This is a genomic window from Kurthia populi (assembly GCF_042686175.1).
GTDB classification, from domain to species: domain Bacteria; phylum Bacillota; class Bacilli; order Bacillales_A; family Planococcaceae; genus Kurthia; species Kurthia populi.
In genome coordinates this window covers 24336-42652 of sequence record NZ_JBHUOR010000134.1, presented here as the reverse complement: position 1 = coordinate 42652, position 18317 = coordinate 24336, and the positions used below count along the sequence as shown (strand labels likewise).

The following is an 18317-nucleotide window of genomic DNA, read 5'->3' as shown; positions in this document are numbered from 1 at the left end:
CTTTTTAGTCGAAATCAACTTTATTATTTAAAATGTATGGACGTTGTTGTTGTTCTTCAGGTGGTTCCTCATCGTCGTGTGCATGAATTTCATCATACGTATCAAGCTTCGCAATTTTAATATCGAAGTAGCCAAAGATGACGGCGATGATTGGGCTGATGATACAAAGAAAAGCGTACGGGGCATATTGGACGGTGGCAACGCCAAGTGTAGCCGCCATAAAAGCACCGCATGTATTCCAAGGTACGAGCGGGGAGGTCATCGTTCCAGCATCCTCGATTGTTCGGGACAATGCCTTTGGGTGTAACCCGCGTTTCTTATACGCTGAAAGATACATGCGACCTGGTAGAAGGATTGAAAGATATTGGTCGCAAGCAATGACATTTGCTGAAATACATGTCACTACCGTCGTAGCAATCAAACTACCTGTCGACTTCGCGAACTTTAGTAAGCTCGTCACGAGCGTTTCCAAAATGCCTGTGCTTTCTAAAATCCCGCCTAAACTCATCGCGAGCATCACGAGACTAATCGTGTACATCATGGCTTCGATACCGCCATTGTTCAGTAAATTGCTGATGATTTCATTGTCTGATTGTTGTGTGTATCCTGATACCATCATCGCGAGCATTTCCTTTATCGAAACACCCTGCACAACCACTGCCATCACAAGTCCTAAAATGGAACCGATTAATAACCCCGGTATCGCTGGCATTTTTAAGCCAATCAATACGAGCACAACGATCGGTACAAGCAATAGCCATGGTGAAATGGTGAATAATGCATCTAAATCGTTTTGTAATGTTGTAATCGTATCGGCGCTTCCACCTTTACTATGCTGTGTCCAACCTAAAAAGAAGAACAGAATCACCGAAATCACCCAAGCGGGCATCGTTGTAAACATCATATTGCGAATATGGTCGAACAACTCAACACCTGTAATCCCAGGCGACATATTCGTCGTTTCAGATAGAGGGGACATTTTATCACCAAAGTAACAGCCCGAGATAACAGCTCCCGCAACCATCGCTGGGTTGTAACCAAAAACCGTTCCAATGCCCATTACCGCAATCCCAATCGTGCCCGCTGCGGTCCAAGCATTCCCAGAGGAAACAGCAACAAGACTACAAATGATAATGGCAAGCGGTAAAAATAAACTTTGTGATAAAAACTCGACCCCGTAATAAATCATCGTCGGTACAATTCCAGCTGCTAACCATGTCGAAATCAATGTTCCTAAAATAATTAGAATAAGCAATGCTTGTAAGGAAAGGGTAATTCCCTTGATAATACCTTGCTCTAATTCCTTCCAAGAAAATCCTAAGTACAATGCAACTAAACTCGCAACGACAGCGCTGATCATGATCGGTATGTGCGGGTCAGCTCCATAAATGAAAATCCCTACAAATAACACGATGACCATGGTGATAATGGGTATTAGAGCAATACCCACTGTTGGCACTCTTTTCTCTCGCATTCCCAAGCGAAGTCCCCTCCTTCAAGCTCCTGTTTATTCTGATTATGATGATCCGTTTAACTGGCTATGTGCATGACGCCTCCTTTTTGGTATGTCCTGATTATTTTTCAGAAAAATAAGAATATGGTATAATGACTCCGAGTCATTTTTAGTGCAAAAAAAATTGAGTTTTCTTTTTACATCACACTATTTCTCGTTCGAACATTTTTACGCTGTAAATAATCTTATTTTTCTAACATTACTGAAATTATGCCGATTTATTCAGCAAAAGAAAAGAACCACTTTTGAAAAAAAATAAGAACCAGTTTTCTTAAAGGGAGTTGTGCCGCATGATTCTTCAAGATAAAAAATATAAATACCAAGTTGTGTACGAACGCATCAAAGAACAAATTTTATCAGGAAACTATCAGCCTCACGAAAAACTATTATCAAAACGTAAAATTTCCGAGCAATTTAATGTCAGTATTAATTCCGTCATTGTCGCACTCGACCAACTAATCGTTGAGGGCTATCTCTATAGCTTAGAACGTAAAGGGTATTTTGTTGAGGACATTACGCATTATAGTCAGGATACGCAAAAGTGGCCGAAACTACCTGAAGAGTTAAAAGAGAAGCCTTATAAACATCGCCATGTCACATCGTTTTCGCATATGGCGACGAATCTTCAGCAATTTCCTTATAACGAATGGTCCAAATGTGAACATAAAGCATTCCACGAATTTCGCGATGAGCTCTCTCATCTTTCTCATCAGCAAGGTCCTTATACAGTACGTCAAACACTTGCGAAACATTTAAATTTCAAACGCGGCGTACGCTGTGAGCCCGAACAAATCATCTTTCATTCCTCTAGCCAAGGTTTAATGAGTCAAGTACTGGCGCTATTTGAGCCTGGTACGATTGCGCTCGAAAATCCTGGCTATGCACGCTACCGCACATTGATTGAACAAGAGCAGTGGCACGTCCACCCTGTACCCATTGATGAGCAGGGCTTTAATGTAGCGCATGTAAAAAGTGATGTAAAGCTGCTGTATACGACGCCTGCGCATCAATTTCCAATGGGCGTCATCATGCCGATTTCACGACGCTTTGAGCTACTGAACTGGCTTAATGTTCCACAGGAGCGTTACATTATCGAGGATGACTATGATAGTGAATACAAGTATGAAACTGCGCATATTCCGTCACTGCAAAGCCTTGATAAAAGCCAGCGCACGATTTATATGGGCACCTTTTCAAAAACATTGTTTCCTGGCATTCGTATTAGTTATATGGTGCTACCTCCAGCATTATTAAAACGCTATAAGGAACACTTTTCTCACCTACTTCCTTCTTGTAATACGCTCAATTTATATACACTGCACTATTTTATGAAGGACGGTTACTACCAAAAGCATCTAGCGACGATGGCCCAACATTTTGAGAGCATTCGTAAAAAACTAATTCAAGAGTTGCGACATGTATTCGATGAAAAATTAACAATTGTTGATATACCAGCAGGGCTACATTTCATCATTCATTATGACACCACTACGTCATACGAGGAGATTATCGCAAGAGCTCAGGAGGAAAATGTGGAGCTTTTCACACTCGAGCGATTTCTATTAACGATGCTACCTACAGCCAATCGTTCGTTTATTATTGGGTTTGCGAATCTACAAATGAATGAAATACCAAAAGCGGTACAAAAACTAAAGACTGTTTTAACGGCATAAGAAAAGAGGTCAGGAATCAACTCCTGACCTCTTTTACGTGTCAATTAGCGAGATGCTTTTTGTACGCGAATTTCTTCGATCATACCTGCAAGCTCTTCTTCTGAATATTGATATTTTTCCATACAGAAGTGGCATTGTGCTTCAGCACCATGATCTTCATCAATCATCGCTTGTAGTTCCACTTCACCAACACCGATTAAAGCGTTTGAGAAACGTTCTTTTGAACAATTACATGCGAATGCAACTGGTTTTGTATCTAAAAATTCAACGTTATCTTTACCTAGTACTGCTTCTAAAATTTGTTCTGGCGTATAGCCTTTTTCAATCATTTTAGAAACGGGTTCGATATTTGATAATGCTTGTTCGATTTGTGTAATCGTTTCGTCATCCACACCTGGCATTACTTGAACGATAAAGCCGCCCGCTGCAAGAATCGAATCGTCTGGATTTACAAGTACACCTAAGCCTACTGCTGATGGTGTTTGCTCTGATTTTGTGAAGTAATATGCGAAATCTTCGCCTAGTTCACCTGAAATTAATTCTACTTGGCCTGTGAAATAATCACGTAAGCCTGTATCTTTTACGACAGATAGAGAACCTGTTGTTCCTACTGCGCGACGCACATCTAATTTTCCTTGTGCATTTAAATCAAAGTGTACATGAGGATTCACAGCATAACCGCGTACTTCACCTTTTGCATTAGCATCAACGATAATTCCTCTAATATCGCCATCACCTTGTACTTTAATTGTTAAAAGGTCATCACCTTTTTGCATTGCGCCCATCATGGCAGCAGCTGTCATCGTACGACCTAGTGCTGCTGAAGCTGTTGGCCATGTATCATGGCGACGTTGAGCTTCACCTACTGTGTCTGTTGTACGAACGGCAAATGCACGCACGCTACCACCAAAGCCTAAAGCTCGAACTAAATAATCTGACATGCTAAAATTCCTCTTTTCTATAAATGACTTGCGTAAGTTCTGAAAGAATCATAACATAATTTGTTTTGGTTACAAAAGAAACTGTTTGAAGCAACAAAAAAGCGGCTAAAGTCAATGCCTCAGCCGCCTGTTTAGATTAATTAATCTCGTTCTTCTTGAATACCGTCATTATTTTTTCCAGTAACATTTTCATCAGGTAGATCTTTTTTCGTTGGGTCTGTATTTTTCCCTAAAGATACTTTATCTTCAGATACTACTTCTCCACCGCGTACATCACCCTCTAATGCTTCTTCCTTTTCTTTAGCAGAAAGGCCTTCAGAGTTGACTGTATGTGTACTACTATACGTACGTTCTGGTAATTTACCGTATTTTTCAAGGTGTTCGATTTGTTCTGCATCTAATGTTTCTTCCACTAATAGTGTTTGAGCGATTAGTTCTAGCAGTTCGCGTCGTTCAGTTAAGATTTCTTTCGTACGTGCGTATTGTTCTTTTACCATACGTTGCATTTCTTCATCAATTTCTTTTGAAATTGCGTCTGAGAATGCTGCACTTGATTCGCCGCCAAGGAACATGTTCCCGCCGCCGCCTTGTTTGCTCGTATATTGTAATTGACCAATACGATCACTCATACCGTACTCTGTCACCATCGAGCGAATAATGCCCGTTACGCGTTCAAAGTCATTATGAGCGCCTGTAGAAACTTCACCAAATGTGATATCTTCTGCAGCACGACCACCTAATAAGCCCGCTACTTTATCAAGTAACTCTGGTTTTGTCATGAAGTAACGATCTTCTTTTGGAAGCATTACTGCATAACCGCCCGCTTGGCCACGAGGTACGATTGTTACTTTATGAACTTTTTCCGCTTCATCTAGCGTTAAGCCGACAACAACGTGTCCTGCTTCATGGTACGCTACAATGTTACGTTCTTTTTCAGAAATAACGCGACCTTTTTTCGCAACACCCGCGATTACGCGGTCTGTTGCTTCATCGATATCGCCCATGTCGATTTTTTCCTTATTACTGCGTGCCGCAACAAGCGCTGCTTCGTTTAATAAGTTTTCTAAATCTGCACCAGAGAACCCTGGTGTACGTTGAGCGATAGCCTTTAAATCTACAGTTTCATCTAAAGGTTTTTTGCGAGCATGTACTTTAAGTACTGCTTCACGACCTTTAACGTCTGGGCGACCGACAGTAATTTGACGGTCAAAACGTCCTGGACGAAGTAATGCAGGGTCTAAAATGTCTGGGCGGTTTGTTGCAGCGACGATAATAATACCTTCGTTTGCACCGAAACCATCCATTTCAACAAGTAATTGGTTTAATGTTTGCTCACGTTCATCGTGACCACCACCAACACCTGCACCACGTTGGCGACCAACTGCATCAATTTCATCAATGAAGATGATACATGGTGCATTCTTTTTCGCGTTCTCGAATAAATCACGAACACGACTTGCACCAACACCGACGAACATCTCTACGAAATCAGAACCTGAGATCGAGAAGAATGGTACGCCAGCCTCACCCGCAACTGCACGAGCAAGTAATGTTTTACCAGTACCCGGAGGCCCTACTAATAGGATACCTTTCGGGATACGAGCTCCGATTTTCTCGAATTTCGTATGGTCTTTTAAGAAATCAACCACTTCAACAAGCTCTTGTTTTTCTTCATCCGCACCAGCAACATCTGTGAAACGAACCTTTTTCTTCTGATCGTCATACAGTTTTGCTTTGCTTTTACCAAAGCTCATCATGCGATTACCGCCGCCTTGAGATTGGTTCATTAAGAAGAAGAACAGAATTAAAATGATCACGAATGGGATAATGCCCGTAAAGAATTGAACGAAGCCGTTCGTTTCTGGGGCTTGTTTGAAGTCAAACGCGTTATCTTTCGCAGCAGCTCGAATATCATTCATAAGCTCTTGGTCATCACGAGGGATGTTTGCTACGAAGCTTTCGCCTTTATCATATCCTTCTAACTTACCTTTAACGACATACACTAGATTATCGGGCTGAATATCAGCTTCGGTAATTTTACCGTTCTCTAATGCTGTCACAAAATCGTGATATGATAATTCTTTCGTTGGTTTGTTTGCACTATTGAATGTGCCAAAAATCCCAACAATAACAAGGAAAATTAATAAATAAAGTATGGTGTATCGAAATATTCGATTCATCCCTAGCCTCCTCACAAGGTAAACAGAAAAACTTTATTGAACCTTTTTCCTACGAACAATGCCTACGTAATCCTACCTGTATAAATTACGCTATCATTTCTATTAGTAGACAATCCCCGTAGCTCAAACGGTTGTTGGTATACTCAGCTGTAAGTCCAATCGGTTTTTTTCAATACAGATAATCCCGATTCTCCTATACAACTAAAGTTGGGAATACTTTCAACTTTACAATAAATCTTATCATATGCAATTTTCGGCGTACAATAAAAAGCACTAAAAATGACGAACTTTCAAATGATTGTTCGCCATAAATTTCTCACAAGCAATTAAGACTTAAAATGAGTAAACAGATTTTTTTAATACACCGATGTAAGGAAGATTACGATAACGTTCTGCATAGTCTAAACCATAGCCAACTACGAATGCATCTGGAACGTCAAATCCAACGTAATCTGCTTTTAAATCTACTTTACGGCCTGTTGGTTTATCTAATAAAGTAACGATTTTGATTGATTTCGCTTTACGGTGTTTAAATAGCTCTACTAAGTAGCTAAGTGTTAACCCACTATCGATGATATCTTCGATAATAACGATGTCGCGACCTTCAACGCTTGTGTTTAAATCTTTTAAGATTTTTACTTCACCTGAAGATACCGTTGCGTTACCGTAGCTAGAAACATCCATAAAATCGATTTCTACATATGTGTCAATACGTTTCATTAAATCTGTCATGAAAGGCATTGCACCTTTTAAAACACCAATTAATAACGGGAATTTATCTTGGTATTCTTCTGTTAATTGAGCACCTAGTTGACCAATTTTCTCCTGAAGTTGTTCCTCTGAAAGTAGTACTTCTTCAATATCTTTTTGAAGCATTGTAAGTTCCTCCTTGATTGTCCTTCTAGACATTATAAGTTGTCGGCGCAATCATAACAGCGACATCATCCGTCGCACGTCGCGTTTTTGAAAACGATGCACTCATTCGTAAGCCAATGACAGCGAGTATGTCTCCATGCTCGTTCACGAGTAGTGGCCATGTTTCTCTTGCGGTATCTGGTATTTTGGCATCAATAAAGATGCGCGATACCTTTTTTGTGCCGCTCATGCCAAGAGGCCGCATTCGGTCCCCGTCCTTTTTCGTACGAATTTGGAGTAATTGCCCCAAATCCGAACGATTCGCATAATAGGTCTGTGCATTTTCGACAAACAAATCATTTGAAATAAGTCGTACACACACGCGCATTTGGTTGGGAACTGTCAGCCATTCGTTTAGCTGTATATTTGCCGAAAAGGCTTCAGCTTGCGTTTTGACCGCCATTTCGATAACAAACTTATCGTAATTGCGACGTATCTGATACCCTTCTGGTAATGTAAGTAATTCATTTCCTACATTAGACTTAGCGATGTCGAGTACACGATTCAAAAGCGTATAACTTTGTATAATCGTCCTATCTTTGTAAAGATATTTTAATAGTAGTTGAATGATTCTCCTTTGTAAAGCTACTGGCTGTAGTTGAAATCGTTTTACATCAACATCTATTAAATTATTTTCACGTAGTATGACAATCTCATCGTAAACTTGCTGCGCCATCATTTGAAAATAAGCCTCATCTTGCTGACGCTGCTCTGTAAATACGCGCACTGCCTCTGCAATATTAGGATTTTCAGCACGTAATAATGGTACGACATGATGACGTAGACGATTGCGTACATACTCATCACTATTATTTGTAGAATCTTCCCGGTAGACGAGCTGATGCTTCGCTGCATAGTTCTCGATTTGCTGACGCGTTGAGGATAGAAATGGACGCACAAGTTCTGCGTTTCCTAACGCACGTCGAACCGGCATCCCTTGCGTACCTTGTTGCAGCCCTTTTGCTAACGCCATGATGACATTTTCAATTTGATCATCTGCATGGTGAGCGAGCGATAGTGTCGCAAAATGCTCTTTGTGCATCACTTCTTCAAAAAAGCGATAGCGCTCGCGTCGTGCAATCGCTTCAACATTTCCTTGCTCTTTTGCTACTAATGCCGGAATCGGAATCGCTTTTAGAAAAAGCTGAATACCTCGCGCCTCACAGTAAGCTTCGACAAAAGCTGCATCCTCATCTGATTCTTTGCCACGTAGCATATGATTCACATGAACTGCTGCAACAGAAGTTAAATTTAAGCGCTGTTTTTGTGCTACAAGATAATCAAGTAATACCATTGAATCAATACCACCTGAACAAGCAACGAGGACATTCGTTTGTGCTTTATATAATTGACATTGTTTAATAAAGTCATACGCTTGTTTTTCAAGTTCCAAATGATTTCACCTCGCTATTAGTTTAGCATCGATTAGAAATTCATTCGCTACTTCCCTTTAATTAAACGCTGCAATAGGTTCTAAAGTCGCTCGTTACTTTCGTATTACCCTAATATTTGTAAGAACAAGCACCCGATGAAAAAAATTTATTATTTCTTCGAAAAAAATGTTGACGTCTCAAGCGTTGTCTTGTAATATTAATTTTGTTGTTGCAAATGGCGGCCTAGCTCAGCTGGCTAGAGCGTCCGGTTCATACCCGGGAGGTCGGGGGTTCGATCCCCTCGGCCGCCACCAATAACGGCCCCTTGGTCAAGCGGTTAAGACACCGCCCTTTCACGGCGGTAACACGGGTTCGAATCCCGTAGGGGTCATACTAAAGAAGCACTTACTTGATAAGTGCTTCTTTTTTTATGCTGTTTTCACGATATGATTTTAAAATTTTAATCTCTACGGCAGCAATCAACATAACGACTAACAGATACCAAAAAATAGTCAATGACCTTAGAAAGCGTCTTTTAGATACGACATATAATTAAATATGTGTCATCTATAGTCGAATACGTCTAGTTATTGGCTAATCATTTGCTTGAAATGAACAGCATCATAAATAATTACGCATTTTTTGGCGATAATTACGATGAATTTATACAAACTTGAAACAATAACGGGATTATACAATCCCCTTTTTCGTATTTTTGAGCCTATTTTGATTCTCTGACGGACTATTTTTGCAGCAATTATTTTTTAAGCGACGTTGACTTGACGCATTTTGTACCTTTTTAAATAAATGACATGTATTCTGTTCATCAAAGATTTTTTACATAAAAAACACCCGTTAGAGCGCGAAAATAGCCCCGTTTTTTTGATTTCTGTCTCTATTACACTAAGTGTAGTTCTTAAAAATCATAATGATTTGATAAAAAATTAGTAAATAAAAATTTTCATTGACAAGATATGCAAAAAAATTAAAAATACCTTATTTTTTCATGAAGAAATAGTCTTTAGATGACACTTATTTTTAATTATGTCGTAGCCAAAACCCGCTTCTTGAGGTCATAAGCGATTTCATCTAGATTATTTGAAATGGCTCATAAAAAAGAGACTAGCAAAAATGCTAGTCTCTTGCTCAACTCATGCAATAGCTGAGCTGTATTCCAACGTATTAGCCTCGGCGAGCGCCGCGACCTCCGCGTTTTGATTCAGTTGCACGTTTTAATGTTGCTAAACGTTCGTCACTATCTTTAATGAAGCGCGCCATTTTTTGTTCAAAGTTCTCTTGTGGTTGACGAGTTTCGTGACGACCGCCTCCACGATTGTTGTTACGTGGGCGATGCGGACGATCTTGACGTTGTGGACGATCTTGACGTTCTGATTCTGGTTTGGCTTTACGAATAGAAAGACCAATTTTACCGTCAGCTTCTACGTTCATTACTTTCACTTCAACTACGTCACCAACTTTTAAGTGATCGTTGATATCTTTTACATAGTTATCAGCAACTTCACTAATATGCACAAGACCTGTTGATTTGTCCGGAAGTTCTACGAACGCTCCGAAATTTGTAATACCTGTTACTTTACCTTGTACTTTGCTTCCTACTTCGATTGACATAAAAAAAATGCTCCTCCTTAAAATTTAAGCGACTCGTAAGTCAGTCAATAAAATCGATTGCGCGTATTTTTTCGCGCTACTACCTACTTATTATAACTAACAAAAGAACAGTGTCAACAACACTAATTTGACGACTCATCATTTTTTTGTTTCTTTTCATCTTTCTTTGGAAGAGTGAATAGAACCTCACCTTTTTCAGATAAAAATAGCTTTTCCCTTGCTAGCTGGGCAATATAGTCATCATCGTTCAGTTGTTTAATTTCTACTTCAAGGTCTTTTTTTAATTCTTTTTGGTCTTTTAACTCCTGAGTTAAAGCCTGACTTTGTTTTTGTTTTTCTTCTAGTACTTGGCGTTGTTCATGATACGTAAACGCCAATCCACCAATGATAAGGAAAAAGACACCAAACATAAGCATAAGGCGATTGCGGGCAACTTTACGCTGTCTTTTTTTATAATTAATTTTGCGCTGTTGTTGCTGGTTAAACTCCGGGTGCAATTGTGTCGTTTTGTTTTGAGGATTGCTTTTCGCCATATGTACTCCCTCTCTTTCGCACTCATTATATCGGAATTTTAAACGATTTTTAAGTAGCATCCTTAAAATTTCTATATTCAGGAAATAACACTTAGTCGAATGGCAAACATTAGACCTGTTTCTTATAAAAAAATAGTAAATTTTCCAGAAAAAATGTTTTTCTGCATCATTGTAATTTTTCCCGATTTCTAAAAAAATAAACCCGGTTACCTAAAATGGCAACCAGGCTTATAATTAATCTTCGTCATCAATAAATTGAAGTTCCACTTTTTCTAGCTTCTCTTCACTTAAAACTGTATACATCAAATGAGCTTCATCTTTACGTACGACATCTTTTAACATTTCAATGCGAGCTGTAACGATTTTTTGACCAAAACGAATAGCGAGCACATCGCCAGCTTTTACTTTCGTACTTGGTTTCGCTACTTTGTCATTGATGGTAATACGTCCTTGCTCTGAAACCTCTTTCGCTAATGTACGACGTTTAATTAAACGTGATACTTTTAAAAATTTATCTAAACGCATCGTATCTATCCTTTCGCTTCCGCCCAAAATTGCAGTAACTCATCGACTGAAAAATCTTTCCACTCTTTGCCGCTCTCTTTTACGCGTGCTTCCATTTTACCGAAGCGTTTCGCATATTTCACATTGGCATGTAGCATAGCTTCTTCTGCAGAAATTTTATAATGACGTCCTAAGTTTACAAAGGCAATTAAGGCGTTACTGTATTGATCCATTTTGTTTTCGTTATTCGCTAAAGCAGCATCTTTGAAATCAGATAACTCTTCTTCAAAGTTCCACCAGTATTGTTCATCTTCAGGCCATTCAAAGCCTAATTTAGCAGCGCGACGTTGGTAATTGTAAGCGGTTTGTAATGAAGACATCGCACGGTATTCACCGTCCATAATTGGTGCATCATCTGCTCCTGCTGCTTCATGCTCTTCTTTTTTGATTTTTTCCCAGTTTGCATTAATGTCCTCAACACTATTTACAACCGTATCACCAAAGACATGTGGGTGGCGACGCATCATTTTTTCAGCGGCCCCTGCTAATAGGTCCTCTAAGTTGAAGAAACCGGCATCTTCACCGATTTGCGCTTGCATGAAGACAAGCATCAGCATATCACCAAATTCCTCAATCATATGCTCATCATCTTGCTCATCAATCGCTTGAAGTGCTTCATGCATTTCTTCAAGCATATAGCGTTTCATCGTCTCATGCGTTTGTGCTTTATCCCACTCACAACCATTTGGACCGCGCATCGTTGACATAATGTCACGGAATGTTGACCATTCGCGTAGCGCATCCTCACGCTTCGTTACAGGCGGCACATATACAGTCGTTAGATTACTAATTTCTGCGACGTGGTCTAGCTCGTAAAGAGGTACAGTAATAACTGACTCCTGTTTTGAACCAGCCGCTGTCACAATCGTTACGGGATATTCTGCATGGTATTTATCCATTAATGTTAATTTCACTTCTGAGGCGCTAAATTGATCGTACACTTGCGCGATTAGTAAATGATTGTTCATATTGACATGGTGAATCGAGAATGTTGCACCATCAACAAGCTGGAAGCCATCGATTGGGTCAATTTTCAATGTTGCAAATACGGCATCTAAAAAGCTTTGACCGCCTTCGATTTTCAACTTCACATTGCCTTGTTTTTCTTCTTCAATTAATAGCTCCACAGTCATTTCAGCTACAAGTGGGTGTCCTGGCACTGCATAGATTACATCATCATGTTCCGCATAGCCTTTTAATGTGTCGACGATTTCTTGATAGACGGGTAAAAACTCGCCATGTTTTTCATAAATAAGGTCAAAACTTTCGAACGTTACGCCCTCCTCTTTTAATTCGTCCAACACGGGATGGTCTTCCGTACGAACATAAATTTTCGGAGCGTTTTTTAACGTTTTATAAACACCCATTGGCAGTTGTTCAAAATCACCTGCGCCAAGCCCAATTACTGTAATTTGATGCATAATAAGTTCACCTGTTTCTTTATTTTTTAACGCGATTTACATAAAGCTGGAATGCGGCCACTCGTCGTCCTAATGGAAGAACCGACCAATCCTCGACTGACAGCACCTCTCGTTTTGCACAAACGGTAAGAAATGCGATTGCTCCTACACAGACTGCTGTAAGTGCCGTAATCGTGGCGGTCATTCTAAATGACACATTATAAGTGGCGCACATGAATGTGATGCCGAAAATCCAAATTTCAACTGCAAACGCCATCGCCAATGTAGCCAACAGCACGCCACGTGTAAATGTGGGTGAAACGAGCGAGATAGGATACACTATTTTGATAAAGCGAATAAGTAGTAGTGCAGTGAAAGCTAGACCGGCATTACTTGCAAGTGCAGCGCCTGCAATACCAAACCATTGGATAAAGACATCATTACATAAAAGTTTAACGATTAAACCGCCAATGAGCAATAGCGAAGGGTGTTTTGTATAGCCAAGTCCTTGTAAAACCGCCATCATCGGCATAATAATCGACAGCCAAATAATTTGTAACACGAATAACGACAACACCCCTGATAGCGCATTTGTTTTAAACATCATTGCATTCATATAAGGCATAACAAGCATTAATCCAGCCGTTGCTGCAACACCAACGAGCATCGACACACTAAAGGTAAGACGCATATAATTCGCCGCCTCCGCCTTTTGATGACGCTTCATCGCCGTCGTAATCAGTGGCACAATTGCCATCGATAGGGATGAGGCAAGCACAAGACCAACTTGTACAAGCGGCTGCCCGCGGTCGTATATCCCCTTCTCCGCCATCGCTTCGTTGATGGCCATTCCTTTATCTACTAATGTCTCAAAAATCGTAAAGGAATCGACAAGCTGAAATAAAATAAGCAATAAGCTACTCAAGCTAATGCCGATACTATAAATCGTTAAGCGTTTCATTAGATGCCACTGGCGCGCGCGTGAAATGGTCGTACGCTTCCATGAAATATGCGCTTTTTTACGTAGCAATACGTACAGCACTAAAACCCCTGCAACCTCACCAACTACCGTCCCAATCGTTGCAACCTCGCCTGCGATATAAAGGGATGCGCCGGCACGCATGACAAGCCATGTACCAACTAAAATAATCGCGACGCGTACAATCTGCTCAGCGACCTGTGACTTAGCGACAACATGTAAATCCCCTGTTGCCTGCGCATGACCTTTATAAAGCGCTAAAAATGGAATGGTGAGCGCAATGTAACTACCAACTTTAAGTAGTGGTGCAAGACCGCTATCACCCATCATCGATGCGAAAAATGATGACAGACTATATAAACCAATAAATAATACGAGCGCGAGTGCTACTAAATAGCGTAGCATAACACGCATCAATTCATCCCAGGATTCGTTCGACTCCGTTAGCACACGAGAAATCGCAATCGCGAGTCCACTTGCCGTCCATGTCATAAATACGGCGACGAACGGATATACTTGCTGATAAATATAAAATCCTTCGTCTCCTACTAAGTTTTGGAAAGGGATGCGATATACCATGCTGAGTACTTTCACAAACAGCATCGCAAGCGTCAGTACCATGACGCCCTTCGCATAGTCCTTCATTCCATTGCTCTTAGACATTCGGCAACCTCTTTTCGTTTAAAATTTCTACGTCAGTATAGCATATAATCAATGTTCTAGGCTTGTGGCCGATAGGTAAGAAAAAGGGGGTGATGATATGCGTTTATCGAAAATTAATTCCTTTCACAATACAGCTTCGTACAACCAAACAGCGTCAAATCGCCAGTCATCAAATGTTTTTGCGGCGAATTTGAAGACGGCGTCCAAGGCACGAATCATTACCGAGAAGAAGGGGGGCTGGATTCGCCTGTATCTTCTTCATCCAGATGGCACACGTGAATTACTAAGTGAAGAAATCGATATCGCAACGAGTGATTTAATAAAGCAATTAAATACTAGACGTTAAAAAAAGAGGTCGGATGCACCCGACCTCTTTTTTTATGCTTCTTTTAATGCATCTGGTAAGCTAAGTACTAATTTTTCAAGTACATCAAATGGCAGCTCACCACTTACTTTACGCTCATCAATTGTGAGCGCCAATTTATTTTCTTCAAATGAGAAGCCGACTGCGCGGCCAAACTGCATCGAGTCTGAAACGATTTTAGCACCGTCAACCATACCAGAGCCCATTTCTGAAAACTGGATGCGTACGATTTTGTTTTTCTCTTTAATCGACTCAACGCCCACCTTCATCGCAGACGCACGAATTAACGCGATATGCATTAGACGTTCAGTTTCAGCTGGCATATCACCGAATCGGTCCGTCATTTCATCGATCAATTCGTCATACATTTCCTGTCCATCAATCGCTTTAATGCGCTTATACATCTGGATTTTTTGGAAGCCATCCGGGATATATTCATCTGGAATATACGCATCATATGGCAGCATGATTTCTGGGTCTGGTAGACGCGGTTTAGTATCTTCTCCTTTTGCGGCACGACGCTCATTCACCGCTTCTTCAAGCATTTGTGAATACAAGTCGAAGCCGACAGAATCAATAAAGCCATGTTGCTGTGCACCGAGTAGGTTACCCGCACCACGAATCGATAAATCACGCATCGCAATTTTAAAGCCTGAGCCAAGCTCTGTAAACTCTTTAATCGCTTGTAGACGTTGTTCTGATACTTCGGTTAACACTTTGTCTCGTTGGTACATAAAGTACGCATAGGCGACACGATTTGAACGCCCTACACGTCCACGCAACTGATACAGTTGTGAGAGGCCCATATGGTCAGCATTGTTGACGATTAACGTATTGGCGTTTGGCATATCGACACCGGTTTCAATAATCGTTGTCGTCACAAGAACATCATATTCACCCTCAAGGAAACCGTAAATCATTGATTCAAGTTCAGATTCAGTCATCTTACCATGCGCATGCCCAATGCGTGCTTCTGGTACAAGCAGCTGGATTTTTTCTACCTCACGTGCCATATCCTCGACACGATTGTGTAAGTAGAATACCTGACCACCACGTGACATTTCACGCTCAATTGCCTCGCGCACAAGCGCTCCGTTATATTCCATGACATATGTTTGTACTGGGAAGCGGTTTGCGGGCGGTGTTTCAATAACCGATAAATCACGTACCCCAACCATCGACATATGCAGTGTCCGTGGAATCGGTGTCGCCGTTAATGTCAGCACATCCACATTCGCACGTAATGTTTTAATTTTTTCCTTATGTGTCACACCAAAGCGCTGTTCTTCATCGACAATCAGTAAGCCTAAGTCATTGTAAATAACATCCTTCGATAATAAACGATGTGTGCCGACCACAATATCAATCGTGCCGTCTTTTAAGCCTTTAATCGTTTCATTTTGCTGCTTACGCGTACGGAAACGACTTAGCATACCGACATTAACGGCCTCTTCTTGGAATCGCTCCTGAAGCGTCTCAAAATGTTGCTGTGCTAAAATCGTCGTTGGCACAAGGAAGGCCACTTGCTTGCCATCTAAAATCGCCTTATATGCTGCACGGATTGCTACCTCCGTTTTACCGTAACCAACATCACCGCACACAAGTCGGTCCATTGGGCGTTCACGTTCCATATCCGCCTTCACTTCACGAATCGTCCGCAGTTGATCGTCCGTTTCCTCATACGGGAAATTCATTTCGAATGAACGGATTTCATCGCCATCAGGAGAGAAAGCATAGCCGCGCTCCGCCTCACGTTTGGCATAGAGCTTAATTAAATCATCCGCAATGTCCTGCACCGCAGAAGATACTTTTCGCTTCGTTTTTTGCCACTCTGCGCCGCCTAATTTATGCACTTTCGGGGTTTTATCCTCTGAAGCCACATATTTTTGAATTAAATCAATTTGGTCAACCGGTACGAATAATTTATCATCACCGCGGTACATAATATTCAAATAATCCTTATGTTTGCCGCCTACCTCAAGCGTTTCAATACCGATGTATTTACCAATCCCGTGATGCACGTGGACAATATAGTCACCCGGCTTAATTTCACTATAACTTTTAATACGCTCGGCATTGGTCATTTTTTGAGGGCGTGTTTTTTTCTTCGGCTTCTGCTTAAATAGCTCTTCTTCCGTTACGACCGCAATACGCTGTAACGGTAGCTCAAACCCCGCCGATAAATTGCCAGCCATCGCATAAACACCAGGTCCTTGGGGCGCCCCTAGCTGCACATGAATATTATATTCATCAAACATCGATTGAATAACTGGCAAACGTTCCTCGTCTTCAGTCATAAATAGCACCGTAAAGGCACTATTTAACCAGCGCTCCATTTCATTTTGTAACATCGCCATTTGACCGTGGAAATGTTGCATCGGTTTACATGAAAAGGCCTCGGTTTGTTGGAATCGAACGCCCGCAAAACTACGTGCAAATAACGCAAAGTAAACGGATTGTTGCGATAGATTTGCCATAATCTCTTTTAAATTAAACGATGGCTTTACCGCGTGAACCATTTTACCAGCTTCAATTAATGATAAGAACCATTCCTGCTCCTCATTTTCCCATGCCTCCATTACTTCTTGCACGCGACCAAGCTCGTCATAAATGACAACGCCATCTTTCGCAAAATAGTCACCTAAAAATGCCGGTTTATCATAAAGTAATGAGCCAAAACGATTCGTGTAATCCGGCAGCTCTGCTTGCTGTAATAAATCAATATCCGCTTGAATGTTTTCGTAGAGTAATGTTTTAATGTCATCCGACTGCACCTGCTTCAAGCTATCCGCTAGCGCCTTCTCAAGTCGTGCTGCCAATTGCTGACGTTGTACTTTTGTTAACACAAACTCCGTAGCAGGTAATATCATCATGTGTTCTAGCTTATCAATCGAGCGCTGGTCATCTGCTGAAAACGTACGAATCGAATCAATTTCTGTATCGAAAAACTCCACACGTATTGGCGTTTCCATATACGGAGGATACACGTCTAAAATGCCACCACGCAGCGCAAATTCGCCAGGAGATGTCACCATTTCACCGCGGCTGTAGCCCATCACAACGAGCTGTTCGAGCACCGCATTTATATCGACGTCCTCACCAACAACTAATGGCACACGTAGTTTTTTCCATTCCTCTTTAGGTTGCATCATCTTACGCATACCAGCGATTGGAATAATGTACACACCACGTGCATCATGAATTAAATGATCGAGTGTTTCGATACGAGCCGCACGTAACTCCGGACTCGCTACGGTCATATCTGCAGCGATAAATTCATCCGCAGGATAATAATGCACAACGTCATCCCCTAATAATTTTGCGAGGTCGTCATACATTTTTTGTCCTTGTAATAAGTTTGGTGCCATAATATAAATCGGTTTATTTAATGCTTTAAAAATTGTGTCGATAAAGGCAGGTCTTGCACTTCCTGATAACCCTGTTACGAGCACATTGCTTAAACCTTGCTCAAGCTGCTCGATAAAATGGCTAACATGCTGATCCTGCATAAGTAGCTTGCGTAAAGCTTCCATTCGTGTTCCTCCCGTTTTTGCTATATATAAAAGGCTTTGACCTCACATTCGGCCAAA

13 protein-coding genes and 2 tRNA genes are annotated in these 18317 nt (G+C 41.0%); 4 read left to right on the top strand and 11 right to left on the bottom strand.

Annotated elements, in window-relative coordinates:
* Positions 1-4: 4 nt before the first annotated feature.
* Positions 5-1474, bottom strand: coding sequence for a Na+/H+ antiporter NhaC (nhaC, locus tag ACFSY7_RS16670; protein WP_380148764.1), 1470 nt, complete (start codon positions 1472-1474; stop codon positions 5-7).
* A 329-nt stretch (positions 1475-1803) separates the two neighbouring features.
* On the opposite strand from nhaC, the gene gabR reads away from it, so the two are divergent.
* Entirely contained in the window at positions 1804-3186 is a 1383-nt protein-coding gene (gene gabR / locus ACFSY7_RS16665; protein ID WP_380148749.1) for a MocR-like transcriptional regulator GabR, read from the top strand.
* 44 nt (positions 3187-3230) lie between these two features.
* Here the strand turns inward: gabR and hslO are convergent, their stop codons facing one another.
* The 4 genes from hslO to tilS all read right to left on the bottom strand — a co-directional run bounded on the left by hslO (position 3231) and on the right by tilS (position 8615).
* Entirely contained in the window at positions 3231-4127 is an 897-nt protein-coding gene (hslO, locus tag ACFSY7_RS16660; RefSeq protein ID WP_126988957.1) for an Hsp33 family molecular chaperone HslO, read from the bottom strand.
* A gap of 140 nt (positions 4128-4267) precedes the next feature.
* On the bottom strand, positions 4268-6307 hold the full coding sequence (gene ftsH, locus ACFSY7_RS16655; RefSeq protein ID WP_139996212.1) for an ATP-dependent zinc metalloprotease FtsH: 2040 nt from the start codon (positions 6305-6307) through the stop codon (positions 4268-4270).
* 333 nt (positions 6308-6640) lie between these two features.
* Complete coding sequence (gene hpt, locus ACFSY7_RS16650; protein ID WP_126988955.1) at positions 6641-7183, bottom strand: hypoxanthine phosphoribosyltransferase; 543 nt, start codon at positions 7181-7183, stop codon at positions 6641-6643.
* Positions 7184-7208: 25 nt separating this feature from the next.
* Positions 7209-8615: a tRNA lysidine(34) synthetase TilS gene (gene tilS / locus ACFSY7_RS16645; protein ID WP_139996214.1), complete on the bottom strand. Its 1407-nt coding sequence runs from the start codon at positions 8613-8615 to the stop codon at positions 7209-7211.
* A 217-nt stretch (positions 8616-8832) separates the two neighbouring features.
* Here tilS and ACFSY7_RS16640 point away from each other — a divergent pair.
* Positions 8833-8909: transfer RNA gene (locus ACFSY7_RS16640), tRNA-Met, on the top strand.
* Between the two features lie 5 nt (positions 8910-8914).
* Positions 8915-8986: transfer RNA gene (locus tag ACFSY7_RS16635), tRNA-Glu, on the top strand.
* Positions 8987-9777: 791 nt separating this feature from the next.
* On the opposite strand, the gene ACFSY7_RS16630 is transcribed toward ACFSY7_RS16635, so the two are convergent.
* From ACFSY7_RS16630 to ACFSY7_RS16610, 5 genes are all read right to left on the bottom strand, one after another.
* Entirely contained in the window at positions 9778-10224 is a 447-nt protein-coding gene (locus ACFSY7_RS16630; RefSeq protein WP_126988953.1) for a S1 domain-containing RNA-binding protein, read from the bottom strand.
* Between the two features lie 122 nt (positions 10225-10346).
* A complete protein-coding gene (locus tag ACFSY7_RS16625) occupies positions 10347-10757 on the bottom strand; it encodes an FtsB family cell division protein (protein WP_126988952.1) in 411 nt (136 codons plus the stop codon).
* A gap of 234 nt (positions 10758-10991) precedes the next feature.
* Positions 10992-11282: an RNA-binding S4 domain-containing protein gene (locus tag ACFSY7_RS16620; RefSeq protein WP_126988951.1), complete on the bottom strand. Its 291-nt coding sequence runs from the start codon at positions 11280-11282 to the stop codon at positions 10992-10994.
* 5 nt (positions 11283-11287) lie between these two features.
* Positions 11288-12742 (bottom strand): bifunctional methyltransferase/pyrophosphohydrolase YabN, encoded by a 1455-nt coding sequence (locus ACFSY7_RS16615; RefSeq protein ID WP_126988950.1) that lies wholly within the window; start codon positions 12740-12742, stop codon positions 11288-11290.
* A 19-nt stretch (positions 12743-12761) separates the two neighbouring features.
* A complete protein-coding gene (locus ACFSY7_RS16610) occupies positions 12762-14363 on the bottom strand; it encodes a putative polysaccharide biosynthesis protein (RefSeq protein ID WP_380148747.1) in 1602 nt (533 codons plus the stop codon).
* A 97-nt stretch (positions 14364-14460) separates the two neighbouring features.
* On the opposite strand from ACFSY7_RS16610, the gene ACFSY7_RS16605 reads away from it, so the two are divergent.
* Positions 14461-14709, top strand: a complete 249-nt coding sequence (locus ACFSY7_RS16605; protein WP_380148746.1) for a hypothetical protein — start codon at positions 14461-14463, stop codon at positions 14707-14709.
* A gap of 32 nt (positions 14710-14741) precedes the next feature.
* Here ACFSY7_RS16605 and mfd read toward each other — a convergent pair whose 3' ends face one another.
* Complete coding sequence (gene mfd, locus ACFSY7_RS16600) at positions 14742-18260, bottom strand: transcription-repair coupling factor (protein WP_380148744.1); 3519 nt, start codon at positions 18258-18260, stop codon at positions 14742-14744.
* Positions 18261-18317 lie beyond the last annotated feature (57 nt).